Annotated in this window: 10 protein-coding genes and 1 pseudogene; 6 read left to right on the top strand and 5 right to left on the bottom strand. The window is 67.8% G+C overall.

Annotated elements, in window-relative coordinates; genetic code table 11:
* Positions 1-81: 81 nt before the first annotated feature.
* Both FV233_RS04605 and FV233_RS04600 read right to left on the bottom strand, forming a co-directional pair.
* Positions 82-270, bottom strand: a pseudogene (locus tag FV233_RS04605) (alpha/beta hydrolase); the annotation flags it as partial.
* A 65-nt stretch (positions 271-335) separates the two neighbouring features.
* Entirely contained in the window at positions 336-635 is a 300-nt protein-coding gene (locus tag FV233_RS04600) for a hypothetical protein (RefSeq protein ID WP_147896736.1), read from the bottom strand.
* A 375-nt stretch (positions 636-1010) separates the two neighbouring features.
* Here FV233_RS04600 and FV233_RS04595 point away from each other — a divergent pair, with 375 nt between their 5' ends.
* From FV233_RS04595 to FV233_RS04585, 3 genes are read left to right on the top strand one after another with little or no spacing between them, the layout of a single operon-like run.
* Positions 1011-1772, top strand: coding sequence for a response regulator (locus tag FV233_RS04595; RefSeq protein ID WP_147853538.1), 762 nt, complete (start codon positions 1011-1013; stop codon positions 1770-1772).
* Between the two features lie 2 nt (positions 1773-1774).
* Positions 1775-2776 (top strand): cytochrome c peroxidase, encoded by a 1002-nt coding sequence (locus tag FV233_RS04590; RefSeq protein ID WP_147896735.1) that lies wholly within the window; start codon positions 1775-1777, stop codon positions 2774-2776.
* A complete protein-coding gene (locus FV233_RS04585; protein ID WP_147896734.1) occupies positions 2773-5271 on the top strand; it encodes a two-component system VirA-like sensor kinase in 2499 nt (832 codons plus the stop codon). Before FV233_RS04590 ends, FV233_RS04585 begins: the two co-directional genes overlap by 4 nt.
* A 215-nt stretch (positions 5272-5486) precedes the next feature.
* Here FV233_RS04585 and FV233_RS04580 read toward each other — a convergent pair whose 3' ends face one another.
* From FV233_RS04580 to FV233_RS04570, 3 genes are all read right to left on the bottom strand, one after another.
* Complete coding sequence (locus tag FV233_RS04580) at positions 5487-5708, bottom strand: hypothetical protein (protein WP_147896733.1); 222 nt, start codon at positions 5706-5708, stop codon at positions 5487-5489.
* A gap of 259 nt (positions 5709-5967) precedes the next feature.
* Positions 5968-8610, bottom strand: a complete 2643-nt coding sequence (locus FV233_RS04575) for an MHYT domain-containing protein (RefSeq protein ID WP_147896732.1) — start codon at positions 8608-8610, stop codon at positions 5968-5970.
* 251 nt (positions 8611-8861) lie between these two features.
* Positions 8862-11825, bottom strand: coding sequence for a response regulator (locus FV233_RS04570; protein ID WP_187278049.1), 2964 nt, complete (start codon positions 11823-11825; stop codon positions 8862-8864).
* A 316-nt stretch (positions 11826-12141) separates the two neighbouring features.
* Here FV233_RS04570 and FV233_RS04565 point away from each other — a divergent pair, with 316 nt between their 5' ends.
* The 3 genes from FV233_RS04565 to FV233_RS04555 are packed head-to-tail and all read left to right on the top strand — an operon-like array spanning position 12142 to position 15921.
* Entirely contained in the window at positions 12142-13653 is a 1512-nt protein-coding gene (locus tag FV233_RS04565) for an ATPase domain-containing protein (RefSeq protein WP_147896730.1), read from the top strand.
* Positions 13653-15698: an ATP-binding protein gene (locus FV233_RS04560; protein ID WP_147896729.1), complete on the top strand. Its 2046-nt coding sequence runs from the start codon at positions 13653-13655 to the stop codon at positions 15696-15698. Before FV233_RS04565 ends, FV233_RS04560 begins: the two co-directional genes overlap by 1 nt.
* Positions 15655-15921: a hypothetical protein gene (locus tag FV233_RS04555; RefSeq protein WP_147896728.1), complete on the top strand. Its 267-nt coding sequence runs from the start codon at positions 15655-15657 to the stop codon at positions 15919-15921. The genes FV233_RS04560 and FV233_RS04555 overlap by 44 nt, the downstream gene beginning before the upstream one ends.
* The last annotated feature ends 14 nt before the right edge of the window (positions 15922-15935 follow it).

Raw genomic sequence — 15935 nt, 5'->3', positions numbered from 1 at the left:
GAGGGAGTGAAACATGGCGCGCATACCCGCGCCGTTGCGTGACCGACGGAGCCCGTCCGAAGGCCTTCGCGCCGCTTTCCCCTACGGCATGCGGGTCGTCAGGCCGACCGACAGGAAGCGCTCGATCATCGCGTTGACCTGGTCGGCAACCTCGAGCGTGTTGAAATGGCCTGCGAGCAGCGTCTTGGCGGTGACGAGCTGCGGGCAGAGTTCGCGCAATCGGTCGAGATCGCGCGCCGCCTCCACCAGGGGCACGTCGGCCGAGATGTAGGTCATCATGCAGGCGCTTCTGCCGATCCGACTTTTGCAATTTTGTATAAATTAAACCGAAGATATTATCGTTTGTGCTGATATTTAGCGCCAATATCTGAGAGAAATTCGAGATAATCAGGATGCGTATGGTGGATACATCCACCGTAGGCGAAACCGATCGTCAAAATATCGAGCAGCCACGCGAAGGTGCCGCGTACCGTTCGGGGGATCGTGACCGCAGGTGGAGCCGGGTCGGCCCAGTCCCGGGATCGGCTGGCCGGCGGCTGCCCGGTGCCCGCTACGGGGTCCCGCCAATCAGGTCCGGACTTACGGAAGTGTCTGCGGCCGCGCGGATAGACCGGCGGGATCACGGCGTCAATCATGGCCGCCTCTCCACTGTGAGAATTCGACCATGGTATTTGTGCGTTACGTCGCCATGTCGATCAGCATCGATCCATATTACAGCGGTAACAAACTGGCATTTGCTCCCCAGATACAGCTATGTCCAGGGCGAATGCTCGTGTTGTGTTGCCTCGCACAATGTGAAGGGCGCAATCCTTTGGGGGGCATGGTATCAGCTCCGCCGTACGAGGCCCGACGTCCGGAAGTGCCCTGAAGGCCGGCCGGGATGGGTCGGCGAAGGATGGGGCGGTGTCCCGGGCGGCGATGTCCCCCGATCCGGGGCGGCGGTCTTGATCCCTGAGCCGGCGCATCGAGATCGCGCCGTCGCGGCACGCTGCCGCGAAGCGGAGTTAGCCATGGTCGAACCCAGCCTGCACCGGGGTCACGGGCGGAGCGCACGCCCCGGCACGACCCGCATCCTCCTCGTCGAGGACGATGCGGGCATGCAGCGCATCGTCTCGGACCACTTCGCCGACCACGACGTCGACGTCACGCCGGCGACGGACCGAGCGGAGGCGGAGAAGCGGCTCGCGGAGGGCACGTTCGATCTTGTCGTGCTCGACCTGCGACTGGGATCGGAGAACGGGCTGGATCTCTTGCGCGACCTGCGCGTCAGGAGCGACCTGCCGGTGATCATCACCACCGGCCACCGCCGGGACGAGATCGACCGGGTGATCGGTCTCGAACTCGGCGCGGACGATTACCTCGTCAAACCCTACGGTTTGCGTGAGCTGCTCGCTCGGGTGCGGGTGATCCTGCGGCGAGCCGAGGTCGCGCCCGTCCCAGCACGGGCGCAGGATTCTCACCGGAGCCGCTTCGACGATTGGGTGCTCGACCGGCGTCGCCGGCGGCTCACCAACCCCGCGGGCGCGGATGTCGCCCTCAGCAAGGGCGAATACGCGCTGCTGGTGGCCTTCCTGGACGCCCCCCAACGTCCGTTGAGCCGCGAGCAACTCCTGCAGGCCACCCGCGTCCACGAAGACGTGTTCGACCGCAGCATCGACGTCCAAATCCTGCGGCTGCGCCGGAAGCTGGAGGCGGATCCCACCGCGCCGCGCTTGATCGTCACCGAGCGTGGCGTCGGCTACGTCTTCGCCGCGCCCGTCGAGAACCTGTAGCCGTGGCCCCGCCGCGCTCGGCCCGGTCCCCCGCCGCCGCTCTCGCGGCTGGCCTCGTCGGCAGCGCCCTGGCGGTCCTGCCGCCATTCGCCCAGGAGCGGCCGGTCGGCGGCCCGATGCCGGCCGAGGCCGTTGAGGCGCTGGGCGTGATCACGCCGGTCCCGAGCAGCCTCGGCGCGGATCCGGGCCGGATCGCCATCGGCCGGATGCTGTTCGCCGACACCCGGCTATCGCGCGGAGGCGACCGGGCCTGCATCACCTGCCATGACATCCGCAGCAACGGCGCCAGCGCGGTTCCGCGAAATCTCACCGCCGATGGCACGCCCGCACCGCGCAACACGCCTACAGCCTTCAATGCGGCGTTGAGCTTCCGCCTCGGCTGGGCGGGCGACATCCCGACCCTGCAGGACCAAGCCGAACTCGCCCTGACCCGGCCGGAATTCCTGGGCGGATCCTGGCCGGATATCCTGGCGGTGATCCGCGACGATCCGGCGCTCGCCGGTCCGTTTCGCGCCGCCTACGGCCGGGAGGCTGATCGGGAGGCGGTGATCGACGCGATCAACAGCTTCGAGCGCAGCCTGCTCACCCCCGACAGCCGCTTCGACCGGTGGCTGCGCGGCGATACCCACGCCATCACCGAAGCGGAGCGGGCGGGCTTCGCCCTGTTCCGGGGAATCGGCTGCGCCGCCTGCCACCAAGGCGTCAATGTCGGCGGCAACCTGTTCGAGAAGGTCGGGATTTTCGTCCCGATCCCCAACAAGGCCGCCGAGGTGCTGCGGGTACCCAGCCTGCGCAACGTCGCGGTCACGGCCCCCTACTTCGACGATGGCGGCGTCGCCACGCTGCCCGAGGCGGTGCGGCTCATGGCCCGGGTCCAGCTCGGTCGGGAACTGACGGCCTCGCAGACGGGCGCGATCGTAGCGTTCCTCGGAACCCTGACCGGCTCCTACGCGGGACGACCCCTCATGGCTCCAGACGCGCCCGGCGCCGCGCCGAAGCCGTGAGGCTGACCGCGCAGGCCGCCATCCTCGGCGCGTTGCTGGCCGCGCTTCTCACGTGGCTGATGATCAACGGCAAGGGCGAGATGGACGCCGCCTACGTGCGGACCCAGCGAACGGTCGACGCCATCGCCCTCGCGGAATCCCGGATGCAGCACGACGTGCTCCGGGCCCGGACCGGGCTCCTGCGCAACTACGATCCGATCGTAGCTCACCTCCGGGACATGCGGGCGGCGCTGACCGGGATGCGCGCCACGAACGGGCTTGACGATGGTGAAATGCGCGCCCTGGCCGAGGCGATCGCCCGGGAGGCGCAGATGGTCGAGCGCTTCAAGACCGGCAACGCCCTCGTGCAGAACTCGATCGCCTATTTCGACTCCCTCAGCGACCGAATGTCGGAGCCGGATATCGATCCCCGTCTCGCCCGCGCGGTCGCCGCGCTGCAGATCCGGGTCTCGGAGCTTGCCCGGGACTCGAGCCCCGAGCGCCTCGACGCCATCCGTGCCCGGCTCGACGCCCTGGCCGCGGCCCCCTGGGCGGCGGACAGGGGTGCGGACATCGACGCCATCGTCCTGCACGGCCGTCAACTCCTTGATCTGCTGCCGCAGGTCGACACCGTCACCCTTTCACTTCCGGCAGCGTCGAGCGAGGCGGCGCGGCAAGCCCTTCTGGAGGCCCGCCGCACTCTCAAGGACCGGCGGCAGGCGCGCGCGGACGGCTTCCGCCTCGCCCTTTACGCAGCGGCTCTGGCGCTGCTCGCGCTGGTGGTTCGGGTCGGCTTCCTGATGCGGGCCGGCACCGTGATCCTGCGCCGGACGATCGTTTTCCAAGCCGTCGTGGCGCAGGCCACAAACCTCTTCCTCGCCAGCCAGCCCGACGAGATCGAAGCGCACATCGTCGATGCCATGGCCATCGTGGGAGAGGGAGCTGGGACGGACCATTGCTACGTCCTCATGCTGGACGGCACGGATGCGGTGCACCTCTGGAATCGGCCCGGGCATCGGGCCCCATGCGGATGGCCGGATGCGCAACGGGCCCTCATGCCCGATATCACGGCCGCCCCGGAAGACTACATCTTCATCGAAACGGCGGCCGGGCATGGCCCTCCGGCCCTGCTTCTGGCCCTCGCGCAGCGTGGGGTCACCACATTCACGTGCGCGCGCATGCGCCGGCAGGGCAAAATCGTCGGCGTGCTGTGCTTTGAGCGCACGAGCAGCACCCTGCCACCCTGGATGCGGCATTCGCGAGGCCTGCTGCAGGTCGTCGCCGACAGCTTCGGGGCCGCACTGGAGCGGCAGCACGTCTGGGCGGAGCGCCGCGAGATCGAGACGACCCTTCGGCGCGCGCAACGGCTCGAAGCGATCGGGATCTTCGCGAGTGGCGTGGCGCACAACATCAACAACGTGCTCAACGTGATGCTCGGCCATGCCGAGATCGCCGCGGACGCCCTGCCGGCCGATCCGCGACGGGCCGGCACGCAGATCGACCTTCTGGTCCAGGCGGGTGGCCGCGCGCACGAGATCGCGGCGCAGATCCTCGATTACGGGCGACGGGGCGGCGCCACCCAGATCACGAGCGCGGTCGATGCGATCGTGTCCGAGACGGTGGCGCAGATCCGAACCTCGACCGCCGACCCGACCACGCTCCGCCTGACGGGGGCTGCCGAAGGCGCGATCGTCGATGGCGAGCCGGCACAGCTGCAGCAGGTGGTCCACAACCTCATCCGTAATGCCATGCAGGCCTCCGAACCGGGCGCGCCGGTTGACGTACGGCTCGAGCGCGTCCGGCTACCCGAGCGGCGAACCGTCTCCCATGGTGAGCTGCCATCCGGCGAGTACGCCCGGATCCGCGTGTCCGACACCGGCCGCGGGATGGATGAGGGCACGCTCGCACGCATCTTCGAGCCCTTCTTCACCACCCGTCCGGCCGGGACCGGGCTCGGGCTCGCCACCGCCTTCGAGTTCGTCCAGGAGCAGGACGGGGCCTTCGACGTGCGCAGCGCGGTGGGGGAGGGCAGCACGTTCGAGGTGTGGTTGCCCGTGATCCCGCAGGCAGAAACCGCCACCTCGGTCGCCGGCGCAACCGTCATGGTTGTCGGGGGCGTGCGCGCGGCCGTGCAGGAAGATGAGGAGACCCTTGCGGCACTGGGCTACGAGCCCATCGGCTACACCGATACGGAGGCAGCGCTGGCGGCCCTGCGCGCGGAGCCCGAGCGCTTCGACCTGTTGATCGTCGAAAACAGGCCGTCGGGTCCGTTGGGTCTCGCCTTCGCCCGCCGGGCCGCCGCGATCGTGAACCGTCCGATCGTCCTCTCGCTCTCGGCCGCAGACACAGTGAGGCCGGAGGTCCTCTCAGCCGTCCCCATCGTGGATGTCGCACGCCGACCCTGGCGTTCGACTGCACTCGCGCTCACGCTGCGACGACATTTGGGATCCGAGATGCGGAGCGCGCCGTCCCTGCGCGAGGCCGCGAGAACCAAGCGGCTTCAGAAGAGCCATTGATCGCAGGCCCGGATGTGCGGTTGCCTCGGCTTGGTGGCACCTCACCATTTCGATCAGCGGCAACCGACCATGCTCGCAGGCCGACACGCGGATCTCCCGCTTCACGGGCTTCGAGGGCTTATGAAACCGGGAGTGCCACACCTCGGCGCTCGGATATTGCGCACCCGGCGTCTACGAGCAGGAGACCCGGCCGAGCCCGTCATCCGAACTCCGGTTCAGCCAAGCCACCGAAACGTCTGCACAAACGCGGCAATCTCAACTTCCGCAGAGTGACGGGCATGATCCATACGCGCCAGGTCGGCGAGCACACCGCGTCCGATGGGATGCCAGTCAAGCCGGGCTCGCATCAGTGCGCTCGATGCCGCCTTGTCGAGGCCGACGAGCGCTCCCAACCATCCGAAATGACCGGCCGTCTCATTCGGCGACACTGTGGCCACCGACACCTTCCGCGATCTCGCGCTCTGAGATGCCGTCCTCGGAGACCGCGTGATATCGGGCGCCTGCCGTCTGCCTCTCCAATGCAGACCGATACGGGGACGTAACGTCGCGGACAGGGCCTGCCGCCCAGCGCCTTGTTCCGTGTCCGATATAACCAGCAGACCTTTCGCGCGGGCAAGGTCGACCAGATAGGTGATCAGACCCTGCGTGAATGATGGGGATCTGCTTCCCGGCAGCAAGCTTCGGACGGCCGTCGCATCAGTTGTCTTGAGTCGAGCTGGTTTCCTGGCGGTTGTCGAGCTTGCGCAATGCGGTGGCGATGTCCTGGAGGCTGGCATCGCCCTTGCGCAGGACGCGGTCGGCCTTCGACAACCGGTCGCGCTCCTCGGCCGTGACATCCCGGGCGCTGAGGACCACCACCGGCACGTCGGCGCAACCCGGCAGTCTTCTCAGACGGTCGAGGAACGAGAACCCGTCCATCACCGGCATGGTGAGGTCGAGGAGGATGAGGCGCGGCACGCCGAGCCCGACCTGATCCAGCGCCTCACGGCCGTCGCCGGCCTCGCGGACGCTCCAGCCGTTGCGTTCGAGGGCGGTGCGGAGGCGGTGCCGCATATCCGCGTCGTCGTCGACCACCAAGACGTCGCCGTCCGCGGCCCGGAACTGGTCCAGGATCGTCCGAAGGCGTGCCCAGTCCACCGGCTTCGGCACGGCTTCTACGGCCCCGAGCGAGGCGCTGAGCGTCGCGTCGGCGACAAAGCTCACCATGACCACCGGGATGCCAGCAGTCTCGGGGTCCGACTTGAGGGCCGCGAGCACCGACCAACCGTCCATCTCGGGCATCATCACGTCGAGGAGGATGGCGCGGGGCTTGAGCGACCGGGCGAGATCGAGGCCGGTGCGCCCGTCCCCGGCCGTGCGCACGGAGAAGCGCTGGCGTTCGAGGAACCGGGTCATGAGTTCGCGCTGGGATGCCTCGTCGTCGATGACGAGCACCAAGTCGTCCGTACGTTCGCCGTTCTCCGGCACCGCATCAGGCCCGTCATCGACCGTCCGCTCCGGTGCCGCCGCCGGCACGCGCAGGGTGAAGCTCGTTCCCTCGCCTGACGCGCTCGTCACGGTGATGTCGCCGCCGAGCAATTGGGCGAAGGCGCGGCTGAGCGCCAGCCCGAGGCCGGTCCCGCCGTAGTTGCGCGTAGTGCTCTCGTCGGCCTGCGTGAACCGCTCGAACAGGCGGCCGACCTGCTCGGGATTCATGCCGATGCCGGTATCCCGCACCGTGAACCGGAGCCAGTCGCCGCGCGGTCCCGGCTCCCGTGCCGCCTCCAGGGTGATGATGCCGCCCTCGGTGAACTTGGCGGCGTTCGAGAGCAGGTTGAACAGGCACTGGCGAAGCTTCACTGCGTCCGTTCGGGCCTGGCCCACACCGTCGGCCACGTCGAGAACGAGGACGTTTCCCTTCTTCTTCACCAGGGCTTCGACCGTGGCGGCCGCATCCGCGACGAACGCGGCGACGTCGATGTCCTCGGGATAGAGTTCCATCTTCTCGGCCTCGACCTTCGACAGGTCGAGCACGTCGTTGATCAGCCCAAGGAGGTGCTGGGCGTTCGACTTGATCTTGCCGAGATCCTTCAGGAGGCTCTCCTGCCCGAGTTCCTCCGCCTCCTCCTCCAGCATCTCGGAATAGCCGATCACGGCCGAGAGCGGCGTGCGAAGTTCATGGCTCATGTTGGCCAGGAACCGGCTCTTCGCCCGGCTGTGCTCCTCGGCGGCGTCCCGGGCCTCCTCGAGGGCGACCTCGAACGCGTGGCGCTCGGTGATATCCTCGTGGACACCCACCCACTCCCGAATCGTGCCGTCTGCATCGCGCACCGGCACCGCGCGCGCCACGTAGCGGCGCCAACCCGCGTCGGCAGTGCGCACGCGATGCTCGACCGTGTAGGGGGCCTGGTCACGCAGCGCCTGGGTCCAGGTCGCGACCGTCGCGGCGACGTCCTCGGGATGGATCGCCTCGGCCCACCCCGTGCCCATGTAGCTCTCCGGCGCCTGCCCGGTGATGGCGGCCCATCCCGCCTGCTCCTCGACGAAGCGCCCCGTGGCGTCGGTGGTCCACATCACGCCGTTCACGGCCCGGACCGCGGAGCGGAAGCGCGCCTCGCTGACGTGCAGGCGGCGCTGCACCCCGCGCTGGTCGAGCGACGAGGCGATCATCGCCAGGAACAGGATGAGGAAGGTGACGCCTGCCACCGCCAAAGCGAGGTCGCGCTGGCCCGCCGACAGGGAGGCCACGTGGGGCGCGTGAGCACCGGCCTCCTGCGCGGTGAAGGTCGCCGCGGCCATCCCGGTGTAGTGCATCCCGGCGACCGCCAGCCCCATGACGCAGGCGGCGGCGAGCTTCTGCCAGGGCCGGTTGCGGCGGAAGGTGAGCCACAGGGCGGCGGTTGCGGCCACGACCGCGATGGCGACCGACACCGCCACCACGGCCGGGTCGTAGGCGAGGTTGCCGGGGACCCGCATCGCCGCCATGCCGGTGTAATGCATCGCCGCGACGCCAAGGCCCATGAGCGGGCCCGCAACCAGGAGCGAACCCGCGCCGGTTCCCTTGCGTGCGACCCAGGCGAAGGCCCCGGCGGTGACGCCCACCGCGATCAGGAGAGACAATAGGGTCAGTCCGAGATCGTAGGCGGCAACCATCCCCATCTCGAAGGCGAGCATGCCGACGAAATGCATCGACCAGATGCCGCCGCCCATCGCTACCGCGGCGCCGGCGCCCCAGGCCCAGCGGGGTCCAGCGTCGGGGCGCCGGACCCGCGCGCCGAGATCGAGGGCTGCGTACGAGGCGAAAACCGCGATAACGATGGAGAGCGCGACGAGGAGAGGATTGTATCCGGTGTGGACCATAAGACTTCCGGTGCGTGGGGGTCGGTCGTAACACCGAACGGCAGCGGTCTTCGGACGATCTCCGAATCGTGAAGGTTCGCTTCCGGGTAGAGCGCTCGCTGCCAACGTGGAAACCGGTTCGGCGGCGAGCGAGCCCGTTACATCAAGCCGTTAGAGGCGTTCCCGGCCGCAACGTGATCGGGAACGGCTCGCGCGCCAGAGGCTCGACAGCGCGCGATCGCGTCTGTGGGCCTTGCCGGCGCCGCCCCGGCCTACGTGACCACCGAGCGCAGCAGCGCGGGCAATTCGTCGAGGCCGACTTCGCCCTTGCGCAGGACGCGGTCGGCCTGCCCCGCCAGTCGCCGGCGGTCCTCGCCGTCGACATCCTTGGCGGTCAGCACGACGACTGGGATCGAGCCCCATTCCGGCTTCGCCCGCAGGGTGCTCAGGAACGTAAAGCCGTCCATCTCGGGCATCATGAGGTCGAGCAGGACGAGGCAGGGCCGCTCGGCTGCGACGGCGGCGAGCCCGACCTTGCCATTCTGGGCGGCGACGATCCGCCAACCTTCCCGGGCCAGTCTCGCCGACATCCGCTCGCGCGTGTCGTCATCGTCATCGATGACCAGCAGAGGACCTTCGTGGTCCTGGGGACGGAAGCGGTCCATCACACCATGGAGTTCGTCCCAGTCCACCGGTTTCTGCAGGTAGTCCGTGGCGCCGAGCGAGAACGCCAGGTTCCGCTCGCCCAGGACCGTCACCATGATGACCGGCGTGTTCCCGAGTTCGGCATCGCCACGGAGCGCACGGAGGACCGACCATCCATCCATCTGCGGCATGGTCACGTCGAGAAGAATGACCCGGGGCCTCAGGCTGCGGGCCATCTCCAAGCCCTCCCTGCCGTTGATGGCGGCCGCAACCTGGAACCCGTCGCGCTTCAGGAAGCGCGTCAGGAGATCGCGCGTTGCAGGATCGTCGTCCACGACGAGGACGAGGCCCTGCCCGGATGCGTCTTCCGACAGGGGCGGGCCGGCATCCTCATCCACCTGCGGCGCGTCGTTCGTTCCGGCGATGCGCGCCGGCACCGACACCGTGAAGGTCGTCCCACGCCCCGTCTCGCTGGCCACCGCGATGGCGCCGCCCAGCATGGATGCGAACGCCCGTGTGATGGAGAGGCCGAGCCCCGTGCCGCCGAACTTCCGCGTGGTCGAGGCGTCGGCCTGCGTGAACCGCTCGAACAGCCGTGCCTGCTGATCCGGGCTCATGCCGATTCCGGTGTCGCTCACCCGAAAGTTCAGCCAATCGACGCCGTCGCGTTCGCCCCGTTCCGCCGACAGGGTGATCCGTCCGCCTTCCGTGAACTTGGCTGCGTTGCTCAGGAGGTTGATCAGGCATTGGCGCAGCTTGGTCACGTCGGTGCGCGCGTCGCCGAGGTCGGCGGCGAGGTCCAAGGATAAGGCGTTCCCCTTGGCGGAAACGAGGGATTCCACCGTCGTCGCGACGTCGCGCACCATGGCATCGACGGCAAAGTCCTCGACGAAGGTCTCCATGCGCTCGGCCTCGATCTTCGAGAGGTCGAGCACGTCGTTGATGAGCCCGAGGAGGTGGCGGGCGTTCGCTTCGATCTTCCGCATGTCGGGCAGCAGGTCGTCGTGGCCGCCGTCCTCCATCTCCTCCTGCAACATTTCGGAGTAGCCGATCACCGCCGAAAGCGGGGTCCGAAGCTCGTGGCTCATGTTGGCGAGGAACTCGCTCTTGGCCCGGTTGGCGTCCTCCGCGGCTTGCTTGGCGGCAGCCAGATGCAGCTCGTCTCGCTTGCGTCCGTCGATGTCGGTCACCACCATGACGGCGCCGATGCGGCGACCGTCGATGTCGCGCATCGGCACGGCCGAGAATCCGACCCAGGCGCGGGTCTCGTCGCCGCGGCGGTAATCGACTTCGAGTTCCGCGCGCGGCTCCCCGCCCCGCGCCACCCGGTCCAGCGGCCATTCATTAGGTTCGACCCGGCGGCCGTCAGCGTGGAACCCGACCCAGCGCTTCGGCTGCTCGCCGGTCGGATCGGCCCCCACCGCGTGCCCGAGAATGACTCCGGCGCGGGCATTGTGATCGACGATGCGTCCGGACGGAGCCTCCGCGATGAGGACGCCGACGGGGAGCGTCTCCATCACCGTCCGCAGGGTGGCCTCGCCCGCCCGCAGGCCCCGGCGCGCCTCGGCCTCGCCGGCTTCCGCCAACCCGGCCGGGATGGTGCCGGCGAACAGCGAGGCGACGTGCAGGTCGAGGCCTGTGAAGGCATCGGGGTGGCTGGACTGGAGCTTCAGGACGCCGACGGCCTCGCCCCCGCGGAGGATCGGGACGCAGACCGCCGAGCGGGCGCCGAGGGCTTCGACGAGGTCGCGCCTGACACGGGGATCGACGAGCAGGTCCGGGCAGAGCACCGGTTTGGCATTCATCAGGCAGTGACCCGAGAGGCTTCCTGCGATCGGGACGCGCAGCCCCACGTGGGAGTCGAGCGCACCGCGTGCCGAGCGGTAGACCAGTTCGTCGCCCTCGAGGAGTTCGATCACCGCACCTTCGGCCTGGGAGACTGCGGCCATGACGCCAGCCACGAGGGTATCGAGAATGACGTCGCGGTCCCCCGCCGCCTGGGTCACGGCGGCCTGGGCGGCGATCAGCGCGTTTTGCTGATCGATCAGCGCGGCTTGGCCGGAGAGAAGGCTCTCGCGCTCGGCGACCGAGCGGCGCAACTCCATCTGGGACATGACCTGCCCGGCGAGCGCGCGCAGGGCCGCCGACTGTTGGTCCGTGAGACCGCCCGGTCGGGGAGCCAAGTCGATCACGCAGAGGCTGCCGAGACGCTGTCCATCAGCGGCCTCCAACGGCGCCCCAGCGTAGAAGCGGAGTTTCGGTTCGCCGGTGACGAGCGGGTTGTCCCGCGTGCGGGGGTCCAGCGACAGGTCCGGGATGACCAGAAGGTCCGGTTCGCCCAGAACATGCGCGCAGATCGACTTGTCGAGGGACGTTTCGCACGAGGCGAACCCCGACTTTGCCTTGAACCACTGGCGGTCGCCCGCCACGAGGCTGACCAGCGCAACGGGGGCAGAGCAGATCAGCCGGGCCAGCTCGACGATATCGTCGAACCCTTTCTCGGGCGGCGTGTCGAGGATGTCGTATCCGCGAAGCGCTTCCAGCCGGCGGGCGTCGCCGACATGAGGCGGAAGCGTGCGGGAGTCGGTCATGGGCAGCTCGCTGTCGGGAACGGATGCGCTCGCCGACGCAAGGCCGCGAAAGGACGGGATGCGGACTTCGGGTGCCCCCGACAACACGGAGACCGCGCAGTGGTTGCGGGCCCGCCCCGGCCACGTCTCCGAGCACCGCTTCCCGGAACGAGGATCGAGGCACCGGGTCAGTTCCGCGCACGGCGGTTCAGGATCGCGTCCCGGCATTTGAGATGGGACCAAACCGCCAAGCCGGAGTTGTCGTCGGAATACGTCTCCCAAGGCACCCAGGAGCTCCCGTTGCGGGCGCCGGATGCCGCTCTCCAGATGGGGCCCGATGGCCGAGTCCGCTACGACGCACGTCCCCCGACCTCGCGACATCCTGTCGACGGGGATCGGCGGCCTCGACGAGATCCTCGACGGCGGGTTGACGCGCGGCCGCCTCTACTTGCTCGAAGGGACGCCCGGGACCGGTAAAACCACCGTCGGCCTTCAGTTCCTTCTCGACGGCGTGGCCCGGGGAGAAAAGGGTCTCTACGTCACCCTGTCAGAAAGCGCCGACGAGCTTTCGTTCGCTGCGGGGACGCACGGGTGGTCTCTGGACGGCATTGAGGTCTACGAACTCGTCAACGAACTCGGCCTCGACCCCGACAGCGAGCAATCCGTCCTGCATCCGTCCGAGGTCGAGCTCGGAGAAACCGTGCGCGAGGTGATCGAACGCGTCGACAGCCTCAAACCGCAGCGAGTGGTCTTCGACAGCCTGTCCGAGCTTCGCCTACTCGCCCAGAACCCCCTCCGGTACCGCCGCCAGATCCTGGCCCTGAAACAGATGTTCGCGTCCAGGAAATGCACGGTTCTCCTGCTCGATGACGGGACCGCCGACGTCCAACTCCACAGCATCGCCCACGGGGTGATCTTGCTGGAGCAGATCCGGCGCGGTTTCGGCGCCGCGCGCAGGCGTCTCAACGTCCTGAAGATGCGCGGCGTCAAGTTCCACGGCGGGATGCACGATTTCGTCCTCGACACCGGTGGCGTCGAAGTCTTCCCCAGCCTCGTTGCGAACGACCATGCCGCGAAATTCGATATGACCCCGGCATCGACCGGCTCCCATGAACTCGACCTTCTCCTGGGCGGAGGTCTAGCGCCCTCGACCAATACCCTGCTGCTAGGTCCCTCCGGGGTCGGGAAGACCACCACGGCGGTCCGCTGCATGATCGAGGCCTTGGATCGCGGGGAGAAGGCGACCTACTTCCTGTTCGACGAGGGTCGGCAGACCATGCTCACGCGCGCCAGGGCGCTGGGAATGGACCTCGACGCTCATCTTTCCAGCGGACGGCTGGTCATCGACGAGATCGAGCCGGCTGAGTTTTCGCCCGGCGAATTCGCTTGCCGAGTGCGCGCTACCGTGGAGAGGCGGGACGCCAGCTTCGTCGTGTTCGACAGCCTGAACGCGTACATCCACGCCATGCCCGGCGAGGAACACCTCGTCCTGCAGATGCACGAACTCCTGAACTATCTGAACCAGAAGGGCGCTACGACCCTGCTGGTTCTCGGTCAGCACGGCGTGATCGGCGATGTTCGATCGGACGTCGACCTCAGCTACCTCAGCGACGGCATCCTCCTGTTCCGGTACTTCGAGTCCAGTGGCGCGGTCCGGACCGCCCTCTCGGTGGTGAAAAGCCGCGTCAACGCGCACGAGCGAACCATTCGGGAACTCAAGCTCTCCCCCATCGGCCTTCAGGTTGGCGCCGCCCTCACCGATTTCCAAGGCATCCTGTCCGGACTGCCCACCTACGACGGCAAGGTGGCGCTGATCCCCGGCGGCGGCGAGCCGGCGGAAACGCCGTGATGCCGGCCTTTGATTCTCACGGGGAACGCGTCCTGATCCTTGCTCCGCGCGGACGCGACGCGATCGTCATGGCGCAATTGCTGGCCAAGTCCAACGTTCTCAGCACCGTTTGTGGCGATGGCGCCGAATGGCTCGACGGACTCCGGACGCCCGTCGCGACGTCGATCGTGACGGAGGAGGCGCTTCTTGATGTCGATCCCACGGCGCTGAACGCATGGGTCTCGTCCCAGCCGCCGTGGTCGGACTTCCCCTTCATAATGCTGGCGACGCGGCAGGCCGGACGCCGCACCGCCACGGCCGCCGCCATGATCGAACGTCTCGGCAACGTCGTCCTGCTGGAACGCCCGATCAACGCTGAAACGCTCCTCAGCGCGGTCTCGTCGGCCCTGCGGGTCCGTCGCCGCCAGTACCAGGCTCGGCAGCACATCCGGGAACGCGAGGACGCCCAGCAGCGGCTGCGCATCGCGAACGAGACTTTGGAACGGCGTGTCGCGGAGCGTACGCGCGAAGTGGAGGCTGCGCGCGAGACCCTGGCCTTCGCGCTGGACTCCGCCGGCATGGGGTCGTGGGACCTCGATCTCGTCAACGATACGGCACGCCGCTCGCGCCGGCACGATGCGATCTTCGGCTACGACGTGCCGATCACGTCGTGGGGCATGGCCGAATTCCTGAACCACACCGTGCCGGAGGATCGGCTCATGGTGGAGGCCGCCTTCGCCCTGGCGGTCGAGACCGGGACGTTGGACCTGGAATACCGGATGTCTCGGACCGATGGCGCGATCCGCTGGATCGCGGCCAAGGGGCAGGTGGAGTATGGGGACGACGGAAGCCCCATCCGTATGGCCGGCATCGTCGTCGACAGGACCGACCAGCGAAACACCGAGGAAGCCCTGCGCCAGGCCCAGAAGATGGAAGCCATCGGGCAGCTGACCGGGGGCGTGGCGCACGATTTCAACAACCTGCTCACGGTCATCGTGGGCGGTCTCGACATGATGATCCGCAAGCCCGAGAACACGGAACGCGTCGTCCGCTTGGCGGAAGCCGCGATGAACGCGGCGCGGCGCGGTGAGCAACTCACTCAGCAACTCCTGGCGTTTTCGCGCAGGCAGATGCTGCGGCCACAGACCATCAACCCGAACCGCCTCCTCACCGAGTTCAAACCGCTCGCCGAGCGGGCAGTCGGCGGCGCATTGGAGCTTCGACTCGATCTCGATGCCCTCATCGACCCGATCCGGATCGATCCGGCGCAGTTCGAGGCGGCGGTCCTGAATCTCGTCGTCAACGCTCGCGACGCGATGGAGGGGGGCGGCTCGCGGATCGTCGTGCGGAGCCGGAACCTGCACCTCGATACCGCGGCGGTGGCCGGCAAGGGCGTACCGCCGGGAGCCTACGTCGAGGTGGCTGTGATCGACCAGGGAAGCGGCATCGCCCCCGAGACGATGGCACGGGTGTTCGAACCGTTCTTCACGACGAAGGAGGTCGGGAAAGGAACGGGCCTCGGCCTATCCCAGGTCTACGGCTTCACCCGCAGCGCAGGCGGGTTCATCGGCATCGATACGGAGATGGGTGCCGGCACCACGTTCCGCCTCCTGTTCCCGCGTTCGGCCGAACCAGCCGGAGACGAGGTTGGCACCGGCAGCAGCACACTCCCGCTTCGTCGGGCCAGCGAAGGCGACACCGTGCTTCTGGTCGAGGATGATGAGCAGGTGCTGGGCATGGCCGTCGAAAGTCTTGAGGAACTCCACTACCGCGTGGTGGTGGCTCGCAACGCCGCGGAGGCCGTCGTTCACCTCCAGGGCGTCGAGCGGATCGACATCCTGTTCTCAGACGTGATGATGCCCGGCGGCATGAACGGCTCGCAGCTTGCCGTCGAGGCGCAGCGCCTCCGGCCCGGCCTAAAGGTCCTCTTGACCTCGGGTTACGTGGCCAACCTTGATGAGGGGCAGGTGATCGGGCGCGGCGACCTTCCCGTCCTGAACAAACCGTACCGGCGGGATGAACTTGCCCACTCGCTCCGCCTCGTTCTCGGAGGAAGGCGTTGCTGAAAGCAACGGCGAACTGATATTTGTGCGATTTGTTTTCATTGATGAAAAATATTTATTTCATTTGAAATTTGTCTTCGCCGATCAAGTCCGCACGCGAAAAGCAGGGCAGCTTCTGCTGCCGATCGCGGGATCGGACGGACGGCCTGAGCCTGCCATCGAAACGGAAGCCATTGAGGCCGGTATCGTGGGACCCTCTGCAGGATCGGCGCGTTGGGCGAGATGATCGCTCAGCCCCCC

Origin of the sequence: Methylobacterium sp. WL7, assembly GCF_008040085.1 — a bacterium.
In the GTDB taxonomy this organism is placed as follows: Bacteria; Pseudomonadota; Alphaproteobacteria; order Rhizobiales; family Beijerinckiaceae; genus Methylobacterium; species Methylobacterium mesophilicum.
This window is presented reverse-complemented; position numbering and strand designations above follow the sequence as displayed.

What these genes read in the sequence shown, in the direction of transcription:
- FV233_RS04600 (WP_147896736.1), bottom strand. Translation starts at nt 635, where the DNA reads ATGATTGACGCCGTGATCCCGCCGGTCTATCCGCGCGGCCGCAGACAC.
- FV233_RS04595 (WP_147853538.1), top strand. Translation starts at nt 1,011, where the DNA reads ATGGTCGAACCCAGCCTGCACCGGGGTCACGGGCGGAGCGCACGCCCC.
- FV233_RS04575 (WP_147896732.1), bottom strand. Translation starts at nt 8,610, where the DNA reads ATGGTCCACACCGGATACAATCCTCTCCTCGTCGCGCTCTCCATCGTT.
- FV233_RS04570 (WP_187278049.1), bottom strand. Translation starts at nt 11,825, where the DNA reads ATGACCGACTCCCGCACGCTTCCGCCTCATGTCGGCGACGCCCGCCGG.
- FV233_RS04565 (WP_147896730.1), top strand. Translation starts at nt 12,142, where the DNA reads ATGGCCGAGTCCGCTACGACGCACGTCCCCCGACCTCGCGACATCCTG.
- FV233_RS04560 (WP_147896729.1), top strand. Translation starts at nt 13,653, where the DNA reads ATGCCGGCCTTTGATTCTCACGGGGAACGCGTCCTGATCCTTGCTCCG.